Source organism: Schinkia acidoalkalinis, from assembly GCF_054301215.1.
This window is the reverse complement of the sequence record NZ_CP182573.1, coordinates 306,469-322,466: the sequence shown is the minus strand read 5'-3', so window position 1 is coordinate 322,466 and position 15,998 is coordinate 306,469. Positions and strand designations below refer to the sequence as shown.

Genomic DNA, 15,998 nt, shown 5'->3' with positions numbered 1-15,998 from the left:
GGATTTACAATGGGCAAAAAGGACCGCAATAGCTTAAGGGAAAAGAAAAATAACCACACTCCTGATGATGTTGTTCAAGCAAAAGAAATAGCACATGGGAAAGAATATTCTGCCACAGGTAGAAAACGATAAAAGGACTGCCTTAAAGTGTCAGTCACTGCAATCCATAAAAATCATTTATGGATGTAGTGCTGATACTAGGCAGTCCTTTTTTTTTCTGGATAAATCCAAGAATATGCTACTTTTTGCCAAAATTCACAAAATGTTCAGTTATAGCCATATTTTATAGAGAGAAGACAACTTATGACATGTTATTATAGGGGTGGAGGTGGAGACAATGTTGGTTGGTTTTAAAAATACGTTGAATTCAATTTTATCTCTGCTGAAAGAAAATGATTTAGATGCACGTTTTATGGAGCATGAAGGCCGTTTCTTGTTTCGTATTGATGAAATGATGTGTGATGCCGGTTTTGGTTGTGATAACGTTGTCCTTGATGTATTTTTTGATGAGGACGAAAAGGTGCTTTTTATCGGATTGCTTCGTTTCCCAAAAAATAAACGAAGATCTGGCTTGGGCAGCCAAATTTTAAAGAAAATTTTAGATTATGCAAATCAACATCATTTTACGATATACTTAGATGCCTGGAATGAATCACAACCATTCTGGAAAAAGCATGGGTTTAAACATGTCTATACAGATAAATATCATTTTGAAATCATGGGTTATTCCGGTGATGGGCTGGATATATTTCATGAGTGGGAAGTATTTAAAAAGACAAAAGTATTTAATACGTATCTTTCATGTCATGCAGTATAAAAAAAGCGCGTTTTCCTCATTAAGCTTGGAGGAAAATTGCGCTTTTTTGTTTCATTATCATTGTGGCTTTGTATGGATAATTTTCACACTAATAATTTGAGCAAACGGAATAGGTATACATAATTTTGTATGGCTAGTAGTACCATGAATTAAAAGGACCTTTTTATTCTTTCTGTCGATATTAAAAACACGTCCCCGAAGAGTTGCCTGTTCGTTTTCATGCTGTTTGATTTTTATTTCAATCATCAGTCTATTCTTATAGGCTTGTATAAGAATCAGCTCGTTTGGAAAGGCTTCTTTTTCCTTCCTATTATTTTGTAGTACTAAAAACCCCCGCCTCATTTTCTCATTTTCTAAATAAATTAAATTGACTCGTTTAGTCCTGCCACTATCATCCAACATAAAAAGAATCACCTGTCTATTAGTTTAAGTAAACAAAAAAGAAATCTTATATTAGTATTATAAGATTTCTTTCATTTAGATGCTATTACATTTTAACAGTTACTTTTTCTTGTCCTAAAATTGGTTGTAACGCCTTTTTCAATGTTTCGCGTTCCACCTCATTTAAAGGAAGAAGTGGGAGTCTTAATGAGCCTGTGTCTAATCCTTTTAATTGAAGTGCGGCTTTAACAGGTGCCGGGCTTGGTGCTGCAAATAATGCCTTCATCATTGGCAATAGTTTTCTATGAAGGGAAGCCGCTTCTTTTAAATCTCCTTTATCAAAGGCCTGCACCATTTCTTGCATTTCATTACCGATAACATGTGCTGCTACAGAGACAACACCCGCACCGCCAATTGCAAGTACTGGTAAAGCAATGCCGTCATCACCGCTGTATAAGCTGAAGCTGTCATCTGTTTCTTCGATGATTTTTGCCATTGCATCCAAGCTTCCGCTTGCCTCTTTGACACAGACGATATTTTTAATTTTAGACAGGCGGATAATCGTTTCTGGTGCCATATTGACTGAAGTGCGCCCTGGGATGTTATATAGCATAACAGGTAACTGAGTTGCTTCAGCGATTGTTTTGAAATGCTGATAAAGTCCTTCCTGTGAAGGTTTATTATAGTAAGGAACTACAAGCATAATGCCGTTTACGCCAGCCGCTTCTGCTCTTTTCGTTAATTCGATAGATCCTCTAGTGTTGTTAGATCCTGTACCAGCGAGTACCGGTACACGTCCATTCACAACTTCCACCACTCGTTTAAATAGATCAACCTTTTCGTCAGACGATAGGGTAGGGGATTCACCAGTTGTACCCGCAACAACAATTCCTTCTGTTCCATTTGCGATTAAATAATTCACTAATTCATTAACTTTGTCGAAATCCACTTCGCCTTTTTCATTAAATGGAGTTACCATTGCCGTTAAAATTCGCCCGAAATTCATCTTGTTCGCCCTCATTTCAATTTTTGAAAATATTTTGCAAAATAAAAATGCAACAACGAAAGCTATCGTTGCTGCACGGAAAATGTAAAAACTAAGATTCCTATGCGTGAGATAGCCCTCCATACAGCCCTAGCTATATGACAATCCTGCACCTATTCGATACACGACCAGTTTTGGGAAAAATGAGCCTCCCATCACTTCGGCGAATTCCCCTTTCAGCAATGATCACAGGACCTCATTATCCTCCCATTGCATACTAATGGTTTTCGCGCCTCTACTCACTTCAATTTTAATTGAAGTAATTTTAATGATTTTATTGTACTTTAACAGAAATTGGGCACTTTTTCAATGGATAAGCTAAAATTTGTTAAAACTTTTTAAAAAGGTAGCCAAAATGGGGAAGAATGATATTTTCTAGTTGCTAATCTAAAAAGTGGTAAAAATAAAGAAACATGATAAAATAGAAAAATAATTTCAGGGATTTCATTATAAGTAATTACGAATTGAAGAGAAAGGGAAAGGGTGAGGTGAATCCCGCGTGAATGCACAAACGAAAGGGCTTCCGATAGCTCCACGACAAACGTTAGAAAATCATACGGTTTATCATGTTTTATTTATCATCGGCTTCGTTCATTTATTAAATGATTCCATTCAAGCTGTTGTTCCTGCGATGTTTCCAATCCTTGCAAAGTCCTTAGGATTTAACTTCACACAGCTTGGGCTAATTGCCTTTTGTGCCAATATGACGGCTTCTGTAATGCAGCCAGTAATCGGGGCGTATTCCGATAAACACCCAAGACCAAAGCTATTGCCAATCGGCTTGACATTTTCTTTATTAGGAATGCTTGGTCTCGCTTTGGCACCTACCTACAGTATCATCTTGTTATCAGTTGCGCTGTTAGGAATCGGCTCGGCTACATTCCATCCAGAGGCTTCCAAGGTTGCCCATATGGCATCTGGGATCAAGAAAGGCTTTGGGCAATCGGTTTTTCAGGTGGGTGGGAATGCCGGCCAATCATTAGCGCCCATCATTACTGCATTACTTTTAGTTCCGCTTGGGCAAATTGGGGCGATATGGTTTACACTTGTCGCTTTTCTAGCGGTAATGATCTTAATCTACATTTCAAAATGGTACGGCACGCAGCTGACAATTGGTACGAATAATAAGAAAAGAAGTGCCGCGAATGAAGCAGTTCCGGTTGGAAAGTCTATAAAAATAGCATTCTTGCTGCTCGTATTTTTGGTGTTTGTCAGACAATTTTATCATGCTGCCATTACAAACTATTTCTCGTTTCATGTGATTGAAGCATTCGGACTAAATATTGACGCGGCCCAACTCTATATCTTTTTATTTCTGGCTGCCGGTGCTGCCGGGACCTTTTTGGGAGGGCCAATAGCCGACAAAATCGGCATGAAAAATGTTTTGTTCTTTTCAATGGTTGCTGCGGCGCCGCTTTGCATCTGGCTTCCCTATGCAGGCAGGCTACTTTCAATGGTGCTCATAACAATCATTGGATTTATTCTGCTATGTAGTTTTTCCGTATCCGTGGTCTACGCCCATGAATTATTACCTGGGCGGATTGGAATGGTATCTGGCATGATTATCGGTCTTTCATTCGGTCTTGGTGCCATCGGGTCCATCGTATTAGGATGGCTCGGGGATCGCATTGGCATTTCGACAACATTAGTTTATGCCAGCTTTTTACCTTTGTTAGGTGTACTCACAGCATGGTTGCCAAATGAAAAGAAAATAAAGAAATTGCACGAACAACAAGTATAAAAAAGCTGTCTGGCTACAACCAGACAGCTTTTTGCTCTTTATGCTTTCACACTGCTTACAGGCCGCCTGTATTTTCGATATTGGATATAGAATAATCTTCCTAAAAGTGTTATAGCGCCGACTGCTAGACCAACAATTAAGCCAATCCAGTAGCCAAATGCAGTAAATTCGGTGTATTTAGCCATAATATATCCTGTTGGTAAACCAATAAGCCAATAAGAAACAAGTGCCATAGCAAATGTGGCATTCACATCTTTGTAGCCCCGTAAAGCACCCTGAATAGGTGCCCCGAACGCGTCGGAAAATTGAAATAAAATGGCATACCACAAAAAGTGTTTTGTTAATTCCAATACTTGCATATTATTCGTATAAAGCCCAGCAATCGGCCCCCTAACATGGTATAAAAGAAAAGATGTAAAACCAGCAAGTATAATGGCAAAGGCGATGCCAAGGTAGCTGAATATTTTAGCATCCTTATACCGTCTTGCACCGACCTCAAAACCAACAACGATGGTTAAGGCCATTGAAATACTTAAAGGAATCATATACAAGTAGGACGCTACATTCATTGCTGCCTGATGGGATGCAATCGTGATTGTATTATATTCACTCATAAGTAATGTAACAGCGGCGAAAATGCTTGTTTCAAAAAACATTGCAGACCCGATTGGAACTCCTATTTTTAGAATTTCCTTCCATGTGCTTACATGGACAGGGAAGAACGTTCGAAATAATGTAAATGGACGAAAAGGGCGTTGCTTCAAAACGACGATGAGGGCAAAGGTTAGAATAGCCCAATACGTAATAGCAGTAGCGTACCCGGTGCCAATCCCCCCTAGCTTTGGAAATCTAAACTTACCAAAAATCAATACATAATTTAGAAAAACGTTTATAGGCAACGAAGAAAGGGTAATAATCATTGTAACCCTTGTATGGCCTAAAGCATCAATAAAAGAGCGAAGAACACTATACATAAACAAAGGGAGAACACCATATCCCAGGCCGATTAAATAATGTTTAGCAATATTGGCAACCTTCTCGGTCAAACTCATATGATTTAAAATTGGATTGATTGCAATAACGCCTATAATTATAATAAGAATAGCGATAATAATGGATAAATATATGCCTTGAATCACAGAAAATGGGATTTTCTTTGTATTTTTAGAACCAACCAGCTGTGCAATAATCGGCGTGATTGCCATAAGAATACCGTTTACCCCTGTAAATACTGGCATCCAAAGACTAGAACCGATGGCAACACCTGCTAAATCATCTGCACTAGCCTTCCCTGACATCATCGTATCAAAGAAATTCATTGCATAGAGGCCGATTTGAGTAACTAAGATTGGTATTAAGATTTTAAGAAATAATGATAATTTTTGCTTGATTGAATAGGTTTGATTCATAGTGGTACCTCTATTCTTTTAAATATGGCGAAAAGACAATTTTTCGTATGTTTGCTGAAAAAATGCCGTTAAACATTATATCATAAAACAAAATGATACCTTATAATTTAAACTATTGTACAACTAAAATTAAAATAGGTGATTCTAGATGTCTTTGATATACCAACAGTTTGCACAAAATTCTAATATGGAAATACTACAACTCCTTGAACAAATGAAATCTTATTGTATTGACAGTGAATCTACCGCATTAGTGGAACAACTAAATGAAATTTTCCTAAGAGATTATGCCTATATTAAATACGCTCTAGACGCTTCGACGATTGTTGCAGTGACTGATAAAGCTGGGATAGTTCTTTATGTAAATGATAAATTTTGCGAAATTTCAAAGTACAGCAGGGATGAGTTGATAGGGAGAACCCACCGAATTGTAAATTCCGGTTTTCATAGCAAGGATTTTTATAAAATGATGTGGAATACTATTTTATCGGGAAAAAATTGGAGCGGGGAAATAAGGAATATGGCAAAGGACGGCTCATTGTATTGGGTTCATTCCAGTATCATTCCTATCCATAATAAAAGTACAAATGAAATAGATGGATTTATTTCGCTCCGTACTGATATAACAAAAGGAAAAGAAGCGGAGGAGCAGCTTCGAAAAGTCATTAAAAATGATTTTGAGAGAACGATTAAAAACCTCGATAATATGGTGTTTAAAGTTAAGAAAGACCAATTCGGTGATTTGTTTATTACACTAGTCGAAGGAATGTTGTCCCAGCAATTGGATATTTCCGAAGGGCGCTTTGATCGAAAAAGGATGAAAAATTTTTATGGTGATGAGATAGTGGACCATGTGATGGAGCTTACACATGCTGTTTTTTGCGGTGAAAGGTGTTCATTTACCCACCATTATAACGGAATGGCGTTATATACGATGCTATCACCTATTGTTGAAAATGGGAACATCATTGAGATCATTGGTAGTACAAATGATATAACGGTATTAGAGCAGGCCCAGAAGGAAATTCAACATATGGCCTATCATAATGATTTGACGAATCTACCAAACCGCCGAAAGTTATCAGAAGATGTACACGAAAAGCTTGAGAAAATTCAAAATCAAACATTTGCAGTACTATTCATAGATATTGACCGGTTCAAGCAAATAAATGATACGTTAGGTTTCCACAGAGGCGATAAATTAATTTTGGAGTTTAGCAAAAGATTAGCCCAATTTGTAACCAATCGTGGAAACGTTTACCATATGAATGGTGATGAATTTGTTATTATTCTTGAAAGTTATGAAAATAACGAATCATTAGCATTGAAAGTAGAGGATATTTTGGCTGCGATTGAAGAACCGTTTATTATCGACGACCATGAATTAATCGTTTCATGTTCCATCGGGGTTACAACTTTTCCAAGTAACGAAGATGATAATACTGAAAAAATCTTAAACCGCATTGAAACTGCGTTAAAGCATTGCAAATTAAATGGAAAGCAAGGTTTTATTTTTTACAATAGTGAGATGGCCAAGGATGCTAAGGGGCGCTTAAACTTAGAAATTAATCTTCGGAAAGCGATTAAGAATCGTGAGCTTACACTACACTACCAGCCAAAATTTGTTCTTGATTCTGAGCGAATGGACGGGATGGAAGCTTTGGTACGCTGGAACTCTCCTACACTTGGATTTGTTAGTCCCAATGAATTTATCTCACTTGCAGAAGAAACCGGGTTAATCGTTCAGTTAGGGGAATGGGTCCTATATGAGGCATGTAGGCAAAACCAGGAATGGATCGAAAAAGGATATCAACCAATGCGAATTGCGGTCAATGTTTCCGCGATTGAATTTTTACGACCAAACTATGTAGAAAATGTAAAAAAAATATTAACCAAGACCGGCCTTAACCCACAATATCTAGAGCTTGAAATAACTGAAAATAGTTTCATGCAAAATTTTGAAAAGGGAATTAATATTCTGAATGAATTAAAAAGCTTAGGAATTTATATATCAATAGATGACTTTGGCACAGGTTATTCTTCTCTTGGTTATCTGAAAAGATTTCCAGTCAACATCTTAAAAATCGATAAATGCTTCATTCAAGAAATTGCAAATAGTGAAAATGATGTTGGGATAGTAAAAGCCATTATCCAATTGGGACATATCTTCAATATGAAGGTGATTGCGGAAGGCGTGGAAACAGAAGAGGTTGCTGATATTCTATATGACCTAAAATGTGACATTGTACAAGGATATTATTATAGTAAACCATTACCTTCGGAATTGTTTGAAAAACTGTTATAATAATTTGAATCAGATACATGATTTCATGGTATAATGCATATGAATGAAAAAAGTGAAAAAAAGAAACGGGGGGTAGAAAGATGGACCAACAAACACTTGCGACTTTTTTCGAAGAAAAAATCAAAGCCGCGAAAATTCAGTTTGAAAGAACAGTAGAATGTAAGCATACAGAATTCGATGATTTATATCCGTATATGAGTGAACAACCAACATTTTTTTGGTATAAGCGCTATGTTGCATGGCAAGAGCTATTGACGATTACGAAATTAGCGACTGAACTTGAAATTGAATGGAGGTCTTTCTTTACCAAGAACCAAATTCTTTTTATTGATAAGAAAGTTCTAGATGCAAAAGTTTTGGATCATTGGTTTGAGGAATGCTGCCAAGAATCATAAGAAGGTGAAAGTGCCTTTGTAGCGTCAAGACTCCTGTGGTAACTGGGTTTTGGCGCTTTTTTTTGAAAATTTCTTTTGGAAAATGGCGCAATTACCATTATAATATGGAGATGAACAACAAAATCGAAAGGACTGTACGAAATGATTCATAATACGTGGCAAAACAAACAAACAATTAAGCAAGTAAAATGTGTACATACAAATGCAGAAAAATATATGGTAGATCGAGTACTAACCGTTGGTAAAGTATACGATGTCAAAAACGAAACAGAAGAATTCCTATTTGTCGTCGACAATTCCGGAAAAGTGGGCGGATATTACAAAGATTATTTTGAAGCGATTTAATTGAATAAAGAATTAACAAAGGTAGGTTTTTAAGAACCTATCTTTTTTATTTGCCTGGCGAAATTTCTCCAATCTCCGACATGAATCTCCAATGCTATGTAGCTTTTTTCTTTCAAATAAAGTAAAATAAATTTTTGAGTGAGTAAAAAGAGAGGATTGAGAATTTGAAACGCATCACGAAGAAAAACGTTGAATTATTAGCACCTGCTGGAAATTGGGAGTGTATAAAAGCTGCAGTTGCTAATGGAGCAGATGCCGTTTATTTTGGAGTAGAAAATTTTAACGCACGTGTCCGTGCGACAAATTTTCAAACAAATGAGCTACCTGAAATTATGGCTTATTTGCATAAATATAACCTTCGTGGCTTTGTCACGTTAAATATTTTAATTTTTGAGAATGAAATGGATGATGCCAGGAAATTGGTGGAAGCCTGCATTGATGCTGGTGTTGACGGCCTAATTGTACAAGACATGGGTTTACTACAATTAATCCGAGAAATTTCAGCGGATTTTCCTATTCATGGCTCTACACAAATGACGGTCACTTCACCTGAAGCGGTCGACTTTTTGAAGCCTTATGACCTTGAGGTTGTCGTTTTAGGCCGGGAAAATAATATAAAGCAAATTCAAACCATCTCTAGTCAAACTGGTACACCATTAGAAGTATTTGTTCATGGTGCCATTTGCGTTTCTTATTCGGGTCAATGTCTAACGTCAGAAATGTGGGGCGGACGCTCGGCGAATCGCGGAGAATGTGCCCAGGCTTGCCGTTTGCCATATGATTTAATTGTCGACGAAGAAATAAAGGAAATGGGCAATCTTGCTTATGTTCTGTCACCAAAAGATTTAGCTGCTTTAGAAATCATCCCCAAGTTGATTGAAGCGGGGGTAACGACCTTTAAAATTGAAGGACGTTTAAAATCACCTGAATATGTAGCAAATGTTACAAGTAAGTACCGTAAAGCGATTGACGAATATTTAGTTGGCAGAAACTATAAACCTTCAAAAGAAGAAATCCGTGAGCTTCAGCAAAGTTTCAGCCGTGGTTTTACATTCGGTTTTCTTAAAGGAACGAACCATAAACAGCTACTAGACGGAACATTTCCGAAAAGCCGTGGGGTCTATTTAGGTAAGGTTAAAAAAGTACTAAAGGATGCAGTTCTATGTGAGATAGAAGCGCCATTAAAGCGTGGTGATGGCATCGTTTTCGATGCTGGACGTCCTGAGGAAAAAGAAGAGGGCGGGCGCGTCTACGACCTTCGAAAAAAAGGCCAAAAAATTGACGGTGAAGCAAAGCTAGGTCTTATCGAGATCGTACCGGGTCGTCATGACATCAATTTAACGAAGGTCCATGTCGGTGATAAGATTTGGAAAACAAGTGACCAAGAGCTTGCTCGTCGTTTGCGGAAAACATATGAAGACTCCGAGCAAACGTATCGTCTTTTTCCACTTAGCGTTTCAGTTACCGGATCTGTTGGGGGCCCATTAATCACAGTTTGGCACGATGAAACGGCAAACAACTACGTAACGATTGAGTCAACAGAAAGATTGCAAAAAGCAATGAAACGGCCATTAACAACTGAATATTTAGCGGAGCAGTTAGGCCGCCTAGGTGGGACGATCTTTGAGCTTACTAATCTTGATGCAACTTTTCAGGAAGAGATCATTATTCCTGTAAAAGAACTGAATCAAATGCGGAGACAAGCAGTCGAAGAGCTAATAGCTTTAAGACAAGCACCATATCGATATCAAAAAAATAACATAGGGGTTGTCAAAAAAAATAATAAAAGTAAGCAACCGGCCGATAAGCAAAATTTAATTGCGCTATGTAGAACGATGGAACAAATCGAAGCTGCATGTCAAACGGATGTTGATTTTATTTATGCCGACTTTGAATTTACAACGGATTATCCAAAAGCTGTACACGTTGCAAGAACCTATCAAAAGCCGATTGCCCTTGCGACTCCAAGAATTCATATGCCAGGTGAAAATGCTATTTTAAATGGCATAACAAAGGCTGAACCTGATGCCATTTTAGCTAGAAGTCTTGGTGCTGTTCAGTACTATACTGAACAAAATCTCTTGATACCAATAATTGGTGATTTCTCATTAAATATTGCGAACTCACAAGCTGTCGATTTATTTTTAGGACGTGGTTTACAACGGATCACACCATCTTATGATTTGAATATTCAGCAAATGTTTGATTTATTGGAGAATTCACCTACTGATCATATAGAAGTTGTGATTCACCAGCATTTGCCAATGTTCCATACGGAGCATTGTGTATACTGTACTTTTTTAAGTGAGGGTACTGATTTTACGAACTGCGGACGTCCTTGTGAAAAGCATCGTATCTCTCTACAAGACCGTATAGGCATGAAGCATCCCGTTAGAGTGGACATTGGCTGCCGCAATACCGTATACAATGCAATCGAACAATCTGGGGCAGAATACCTTACGAATTTCTTAAATGAAGGGATTCAGCATTTTCGTATTGAGTTTTTAGAAGAGGGTGCGGAAAAAGTCAAGGAGGTCATTCGCCTTTATCGTGAAGCACTTAAAGGACAAAGATCGGGTACAAGTGTATGGAAGACTTTAAAAGCAACCAATCAATTAGGTGTTACGAGAGGTCAGCTTATTAAAAAAGAAAATCATTCCCGTAGCTATTAAAATTTCTTAATTTAGTCAAACAATTTTTGCTAAATTGTATTATTCTATATAAGAGAGCTTTTTCAAATACTATCAAAATTTGTATTATTTTGTTGATAGTATAAGCATATAGGAATTGAGAATGCTAAGTAAAATAAGCGAAATTGCCGATAGCTTGCGTAATTTACAAAGATAGGTGGCAAAAATAGTGCGAGTATTAATTTTCAGCGGTGGAACTTTACATACAGGGGCAATTTCCTATATAAAGGAGGATGATTTTCTTATTGGAGTCGACCGCGGAGCCTATTTTCTATATGTAAATGGTATAAAAATGGATGCGGCTATTGGGGATTTCGATTCCGTAACAGACATCGAAAAAGAAAAAATCATTGCGAATACAAAGGAAATACTTTCATGTGATCCTATTGATAAAAATGAGACTGATACAGAGATGTCATTTCACTTTGCGCTGAAAAAACAGCCAAAGGAAATTTTGTTATTTGGCGGTTTAGGAACACGTTTCGATCACTCAATCGCCAATATTCAACTATTATATAGCGGCTTACAAGCAGGTGTCGAATCCAAAATCATTGATGAACGTAATGAAATTCAACTTGTAAATAGTCAGCTTGTCATACATAAATCTCGGCTTAGAAATGTTTCCTTGCTCCCACTTACACTGGAGGTAAAAGGCATAACATTGGAAGGATTTCAATATCCACTAAATAATGCAACGATTCGGATAGGGGAGTCCCTTGGTATTAGTAATGTATTAGATGGAGAAATGGGCAAAATTACAGTATCGTCAGGAATTTTGCAAGTAATAAAAAGTAATGATTAAAAAATGGTAAGGATGTGCTATAAAATGGCTAAAAGAATCAGTGAATTATATGAACATGAATTAATCGAAATGGCTGAAAAAAATTTATATAATGAGCAAATTAAAAGAGAGTGGTTTAGCCGTTGGGGTTTAGAATTTCCAATGATTCGGACTGCTTTTGGAGTAAAAAAATACGGTGAAGATTTTACATCAACTAATGATATAAAAAAGAAAGAATTCGTGGCAATCTAAATGAAAAAAGCGGAAGCACCTTTGACAAGGCTTCCGCTTTTTTTATTGTCTAGCTCCAGCTCCGAGCGACTAGAAAACTTCGCTAAACGGTCGCTTTCGCTTTTCTATCTATTTGTACATTTCTGCTACTTGCTTTTGGATGTCTTTATTTTCCAAGTATTCATCAAAGGTCATTTGCTTATCAACCAAGCCTTTAGGCGTGATTTCAAAAATGCGATTAGCAATGGTTTGCACAAACTGATGGTCATGGGAAGCAAACATCATCGAACCTTTAAAAGCGATTAAGCCGTTATTCAAAGCTGTAATCGATTCAAGATCCAAGTGGTTTGTCGGCTCATCCAATAGCAAAACATTCGCACCGCTCAGCATCATTTTTGACAGCATACAACGCACCTTTTCGCCCCCGGAAAGGACGCTTGCTTTTTTAAGAACTTCTTCACCAGAGAATAACATTCTTCCTAAAAAGCCTCGTAAAAAGCTTTCACTTTCATCATTAGGAGAAAATTGACGCAGCCATTCCACGAGATTTAAGTCTGAGTTCTCGAAGAATTCGCTATTATCCTTCGGAAAATAGGCTTGGGACGTTGTTACACCCCATTTAAAGGTGCCGCTATCTGGCTCCATTTCACCCATTAAAATTTTAAATAAAGTTGTTTTTGCGCTTTCATTTTGGCCAACAAGGGCGACTTTATCGCCTTTATTCATGATGAAGCTTAGATTATCAAGTACTTTTTCGCCATCAATGGTTTTCGTCAAGCCTTCGACACGGAGTAAGTCATTACCGATTTCACGATCTGGTGTAAAGCCGACGAACGGATAGCGGCGTGATGATGGTCTAATATCATCAAGCTCGATTTTATCCAAAAGCTTTTTACGTGATGTTGCCTGCTTTGATTTTGAGGCATTTGCACTGAAGCGGGCAATAAACTCTTTTAACTCTTTAATCTTTTCTTCTTTTTTACGATTGGCATCCGAGGCCATTTTTAACGCTAACTGGCTTGATTCATACCAGAAATCATAGTTGCCAACATAAATTTGAATTTTACTAAAATCCAAATCGGCAATATGTGTACAAACATTGTTTAAAAAGTGGCGGTCATGGGAAACAACAATCACTGTATTTTCAAAGTTAATAAGAAACTCTTCAAGCCAAGATATTGCTTTCATATCCAAGTGGTTGGTCGGCTCGTCAAGAAGAAGTACATCAGGTTTACCGAATAATGCTTGTGCTAAAAGCACCTTCACTTTTTCGCCACCAGTTAACTCCGCCATTTTTTTCGTATGAAGATCATCAGGAATGCCCAAGCCTTTTAATAGAATTGCAGCTTCGGATTCAGCTTCCCAACCATTCATTTCAGCGAATTCGCCTTCAAGCTCGGCAGCTCTGATGCCATCCTCGTCGGTAAAATCGGCTTTCATATAGATTGCATCTTTTTCCTGCATGACTTCATATAGACGTGTATGGCCCATAATGACTGTAGTTAGTACTTCATATTCTTCATATTCAAAATGGTTTTGTTTTAGGACCGCTAGACGTTCCCCAGGTTCCATGAATACATCGCCAGTTTGCGGTTCAATTTCACCAGATAAAATTTTTATAAAAGTAGATTTACCAGCGCCGTTGGCCCCAATTAAACCGTAGCAATTTCCAGGCGTGAATTTAATATTTACATCCTCAAACAACTTCCGGTCGCCATAGCGCAAACTTACATTACTAACCGTAATCATTTATTAAAATTCCTCCAAATCTTTATTATCTATGAAATTATACCAAATAAATATAAAGAAAGCGATTCAAAGCACAAAGGTCTTACATGAGGGACTTGCGAATGTAATGAATAAATACTAATAAATTGTTTTCCTTATATAATGTAAGCGCTTTTTACAATAGAATTATATTGATTTGATGCAAATGTCGTAATAATTGGTAGCGGAAATAAAGTTAGTATAAATTTTTTACTGTCATGATGATAGAATAAGTGGTACAATATTAAATAATTTAAATTTAATAATTTTTTAGAAAATAGTTGGAGGGATTTTCGTGGCAGAATTACGTAGTAATATGATCAAAAAAGGCTTTGACAGAGCCCCACACCGCAGTTTACTTCGTGCGGCAGGTGTAAAAGAAGAAGATTTCGACAAACCCTTTATTGCAGTATGTAATTCTTATATTGATATAGTACCAGGTCATGTTCATTTACAGGAATTTGGTAAAATTGTAAAAGAGGCGATTCGTGAAGCAGGCGGTGTACCATTTGAATTTAACACAATTGGCGTTGATGATGGTATTGCTATGGGACATATTGGCATGCGCTATTCATTGCCAAGCCGTGACATCATCGCTGACTCAGTTGAAACAGTTGTAGCTGCACACTGGTTTGACGGTATGGTTTGTATTCCAAACTGTGACAAAATTACCCCAGGAATGATGATGGCAGCCATGCGTTTAAATATTCCTACAATTTTTGTCAGCGGCGGCCCGATGAAAGCTGGTGTAACAAGCACTGGTAAAAAACTTTCACTTACTTCAGTATTTGAAGGGGTGGGGGCATACCAAGCTGGACAAATTGATGAATCAGCTTTAACTGAAATTGAACAATATGGTTGTCCGACATGTGGATCATGTTCAGGTATGTTTACAGCTAATTCCATGAACTGTCTTGCTGAGGTGCTTGGATTAGCATTACCAGGAAATGGTACAATTTTAGCAGTATCTCCAGAACGCCGTGATTTTGTTCGGGAATCCGCAAAACAATTAATGTACTTAATTGAAAATGATATTAAACCACGTGATATCGTTACTGAAAAAGCGATTGATAACGCATTTGCTTTAGATATGGCAATGGGCGGTTCTACAAATACAGTCTTACACACACTTGCACTAGCAAATGAAGCCGGCGTTGAATATTCACTTGAGCGCATTAATGCAGTAGCTGAGCGAGTTCCGCATTTAGCAAAACTTGCACCAGCATCAGATGTGTTTATTGAAGATTTACATGAGGCAGGCGGTGTCCATGGTCTTTTAAATGAGTTAGCGAAAAAAGAAGGTGCCCTTCATTTAGATACATTAACCGTTACAGGTAAAACATTAGGTGAAAACGTTGCTGGTCATAAAGTGAAAAACTATGAGGTTATTCATCCAATTGATAATCCGCATACTGAAAGAGGCGGTCTTGCAGTTCTATTCGGTAACCTTGCACCAGAAGGGTCAATTATTAAATCAGGTGCCGTTGAAGGCGGAATTACTCGCCACGAAGGTCCAGCAATTGTATTCGATTCACAAGATGAAGCACTTGAAGGCATCGCTAATGGTTCAGTAAAACCAGGACATGTAGTTGTAATCCGTTATGAAGGTCCAAAAGGCGGCCCAGGTATGCCTGAAATGCTTGCGCCAACTGCACAAATCGTTGGTATGGGACTTGGAACAAAGGTTGCACTAGTAACAGACGGCCGTTTCTCAGGCGCATCCCGCGGTCTTTCCATCGGCCACGTGTCACCAGAAGCCGCAGAAGGTGGTCCACTTGCTTTCGTTGAAAATGGCGATCACATTGTCATCGACATTAACGAACGTACTATGAACGTAGACGTACCAGAAGAAGAGTGGAACAAGCGCAAAGAAAACTGGAAAGGCTTCGAACCAAAAGTAAAAACTGGTTATCTAGCACGCTATTCCAAACTTGTAACAAACGCAAGCAAGGGCGGAATATTGAAAATCTAGTATTCTAGTTAATGGATCATTTTAATTGATTTGGTATTAGGCATGGCTCTGTGATTGGGGCCGTGCTTTTTTTGTAATCTGCTTGAAAAAAATGAGCATTTTATTTTCCTACATTTGAT

At 37.7% G+C, this 15,998-nt stretch carries 14 protein-coding genes and 1 riboswitch; of the genes, 10 read left to right on the top strand and 4 right to left on the bottom strand.

What is annotated here, in order from left to right; translation table 11 throughout:
• Positions 1 to 9 precede the first annotated feature (9 nt).
• Both ACNQFZ_RS01570 and ACNQFZ_RS01565 read left to right on the top strand, forming a co-directional pair.
• On the top strand, positions 10 to 132 hold the full coding sequence (locus ACNQFZ_RS01570; RefSeq protein WP_458413616.1) for a hypothetical protein: 123 nt from the start codon (positions 10 to 12) through the stop codon (positions 130 to 132).
• 205 nt (positions 133 to 337) lie between these two features.
• Complete coding sequence (locus tag ACNQFZ_RS01565; RefSeq protein ID WP_458413615.1) at positions 338 to 817, top strand: GNAT family N-acetyltransferase; 480 nt, start codon at positions 338 to 340, stop codon at positions 815 to 817.
• Between the two features lie 57 nt (positions 818 to 874).
• Here ACNQFZ_RS01565 and ACNQFZ_RS01560 read toward each other — a convergent pair whose 3' ends face one another.
• Complete coding sequence (locus ACNQFZ_RS01560) at positions 875 to 1,219, bottom strand: hypothetical protein (protein ID WP_458413614.1); 345 nt, start codon at positions 1,217 to 1,219, stop codon at positions 875 to 877.
• 85 nt (positions 1,220 to 1,304) lie between these two features.
• The gene (dapA, locus tag ACNQFZ_RS01555) at positions 1,305 to 2,204 is read right to left on the bottom strand and encodes a 4-hydroxy-tetrahydrodipicolinate synthase (RefSeq protein ID WP_458413613.1); all 900 of its coding nucleotides are present in this window, start codon (positions 2,202 to 2,204) and stop codon (positions 1,305 to 1,307) included.
• A gap of 104 nt (positions 2,205 to 2,308) precedes the next feature.
• Positions 2,309 to 2,489, bottom strand: a riboswitch (Lysine riboswitch).
• A 253-nt stretch (positions 2,490 to 2,742) separates the two neighbouring features.
• Here dapA and ACNQFZ_RS01550 point away from each other — a divergent pair.
• On the top strand, positions 2,743 to 3,984 hold the full coding sequence (locus tag ACNQFZ_RS01550) for an MFS transporter (protein WP_458413612.1): 1,242 nt from the start codon (positions 2,743 to 2,745) through the stop codon (positions 3,982 to 3,984).
• 38 nt (positions 3,985 to 4,022) lie between these two features.
• Here the strand turns inward: ACNQFZ_RS01550 and ACNQFZ_RS01545 are convergent, their stop codons facing one another.
• Positions 4,023 to 5,393 carry an MATE family efflux transporter gene (locus ACNQFZ_RS01545; protein WP_458413611.1) on the bottom strand — a complete coding sequence of 457 codons (1,371 nt, stop codon included), beginning with the start codon at positions 5,391 to 5,393 and terminating at the stop codon, positions 4,023 to 4,025.
• A 148-nt stretch (positions 5,394 to 5,541) separates the two neighbouring features.
• Here ACNQFZ_RS01545 and ACNQFZ_RS01540 point away from each other — a divergent pair, with 148 nt between their 5' ends.
• The 6 genes from ACNQFZ_RS01540 (at position 5,542) to ACNQFZ_RS01515 (ending at position 12,161) form a co-directional block, all read left to right on the top strand.
• Positions 5,542 to 7,698 (top strand): sensor domain-containing protein, encoded by a 2,157-nt coding sequence (locus ACNQFZ_RS01540; protein WP_458413610.1) that lies wholly within the window; start codon positions 5,542 to 5,544, stop codon positions 7,696 to 7,698.
• Positions 7,699 to 7,778: 80 nt separating this feature from the next.
• Positions 7,779 to 8,093, top strand: a complete 315-nt coding sequence (locus ACNQFZ_RS01535) for a hypothetical protein (protein WP_458413609.1) — start codon at positions 7,779 to 7,781, stop codon at positions 8,091 to 8,093.
• Between the two features lie 141 nt (positions 8,094 to 8,234).
• A complete protein-coding gene (locus tag ACNQFZ_RS01530) occupies positions 8,235 to 8,438 on the top strand; it encodes a DUF6501 family protein (protein ID WP_458413608.1) in 204 nt (67 codons plus the stop codon).
• 164 nt (positions 8,439 to 8,602) lie between these two features.
• Entirely contained in the window at positions 8,603 to 11,110 is a 2,508-nt protein-coding gene (locus tag ACNQFZ_RS01525; RefSeq protein WP_458413607.1) for a DUF3656 domain-containing U32 family peptidase, read from the top strand.
• Between the two features lie 187 nt (positions 11,111 to 11,297).
• Positions 11,298 to 11,930, top strand: coding sequence for a thiamine diphosphokinase (locus ACNQFZ_RS01520; RefSeq protein ID WP_458413606.1), 633 nt, complete (start codon positions 11,298 to 11,300; stop codon positions 11,928 to 11,930).
• Between the two features lie 24 nt (positions 11,931 to 11,954).
• The gene (locus tag ACNQFZ_RS01515; protein WP_458413605.1) at positions 11,955 to 12,161 is read left to right on the top strand and encodes a hypothetical protein; all 207 of its coding nucleotides are present in this window, start codon (positions 11,955 to 11,957) and stop codon (positions 12,159 to 12,161) included.
• A 108-nt stretch (positions 12,162 to 12,269) separates the two neighbouring features.
• Here the strand turns inward: ACNQFZ_RS01515 and ACNQFZ_RS01510 are convergent, their stop codons facing one another.
• Positions 12,270 to 13,889, bottom strand: a complete 1,620-nt coding sequence (locus ACNQFZ_RS01510; RefSeq protein WP_458413604.1) for an ABC-F family ATP-binding cassette domain-containing protein — start codon at positions 13,887 to 13,889, stop codon at positions 12,270 to 12,272.
• Between the two features lie 313 nt (positions 13,890 to 14,202).
• Here ACNQFZ_RS01510 and ilvD point away from each other — a divergent pair, with 313 nt between their 5' ends.
• Entirely contained in the window at positions 14,203 to 15,879 is a 1,677-nt protein-coding gene (ilvD, locus tag ACNQFZ_RS01505) for a dihydroxy-acid dehydratase (protein ID WP_458413603.1), read from the top strand.
• Positions 15,880 to 15,998: the final 119 nt, after the last annotated feature.

What these genes read in the sequence shown, in the direction of transcription:
- ACNQFZ_RS01570 (WP_458413616.1), top strand. Translation starts at nt 10, where the DNA reads ATGGGCAAAAAGGACCGCAATAGCTTAAGGGAAAAGAAAAATAACCAC.
- ACNQFZ_RS01565 (WP_458413615.1), top strand. Translation starts at nt 338, where the DNA reads ATGTTGGTTGGTTTTAAAAATACGTTGAATTCAATTTTATCTCTGCTG.
- ACNQFZ_RS01545 (WP_458413611.1), bottom strand. Translation starts at nt 5,393, where the DNA reads ATGAATCAAACCTATTCAATCAAGCAAAAATTATCATTATTTCTTAAA.
- ACNQFZ_RS01535 (WP_458413609.1), top strand. Translation starts at nt 7,779, where the DNA reads ATGGACCAACAAACACTTGCGACTTTTTTCGAAGAAAAAATCAAAGCC.
- ACNQFZ_RS01515 (WP_458413605.1), top strand. Translation starts at nt 11,955, where the DNA reads ATGGCTAAAAGAATCAGTGAATTATATGAACATGAATTAATCGAAATG.
- ACNQFZ_RS01530 (WP_458413608.1), top strand. Translation starts at nt 8,235, where the DNA reads ATGATTCATAATACGTGGCAAAACAAACAAACAATTAAGCAAGTAAAA.
- ACNQFZ_RS01560 (WP_458413614.1), bottom strand. Translation starts at nt 1,219, where the DNA reads ATGTTGGATGATAGTGGCAGGACTAAACGAGTCAATTTAATTTATTTA.
- dapA (WP_458413613.1), bottom strand. Translation starts at nt 2,204, where the DNA reads ATGAATTTCGGGCGAATTTTAACGGCAATGGTAACTCCATTTAATGAA.
- ACNQFZ_RS01510 (WP_458413604.1), bottom strand. Translation starts at nt 13,889, where the DNA reads ATGATTACGGTTAGTAATGTAAGTTTGCGCTATGGCGACCGGAAGTTG.
- ACNQFZ_RS01540 (WP_458413610.1), top strand. Translation starts at nt 5,542, where the DNA reads ATGTCTTTGATATACCAACAGTTTGCACAAAATTCTAATATGGAAATA.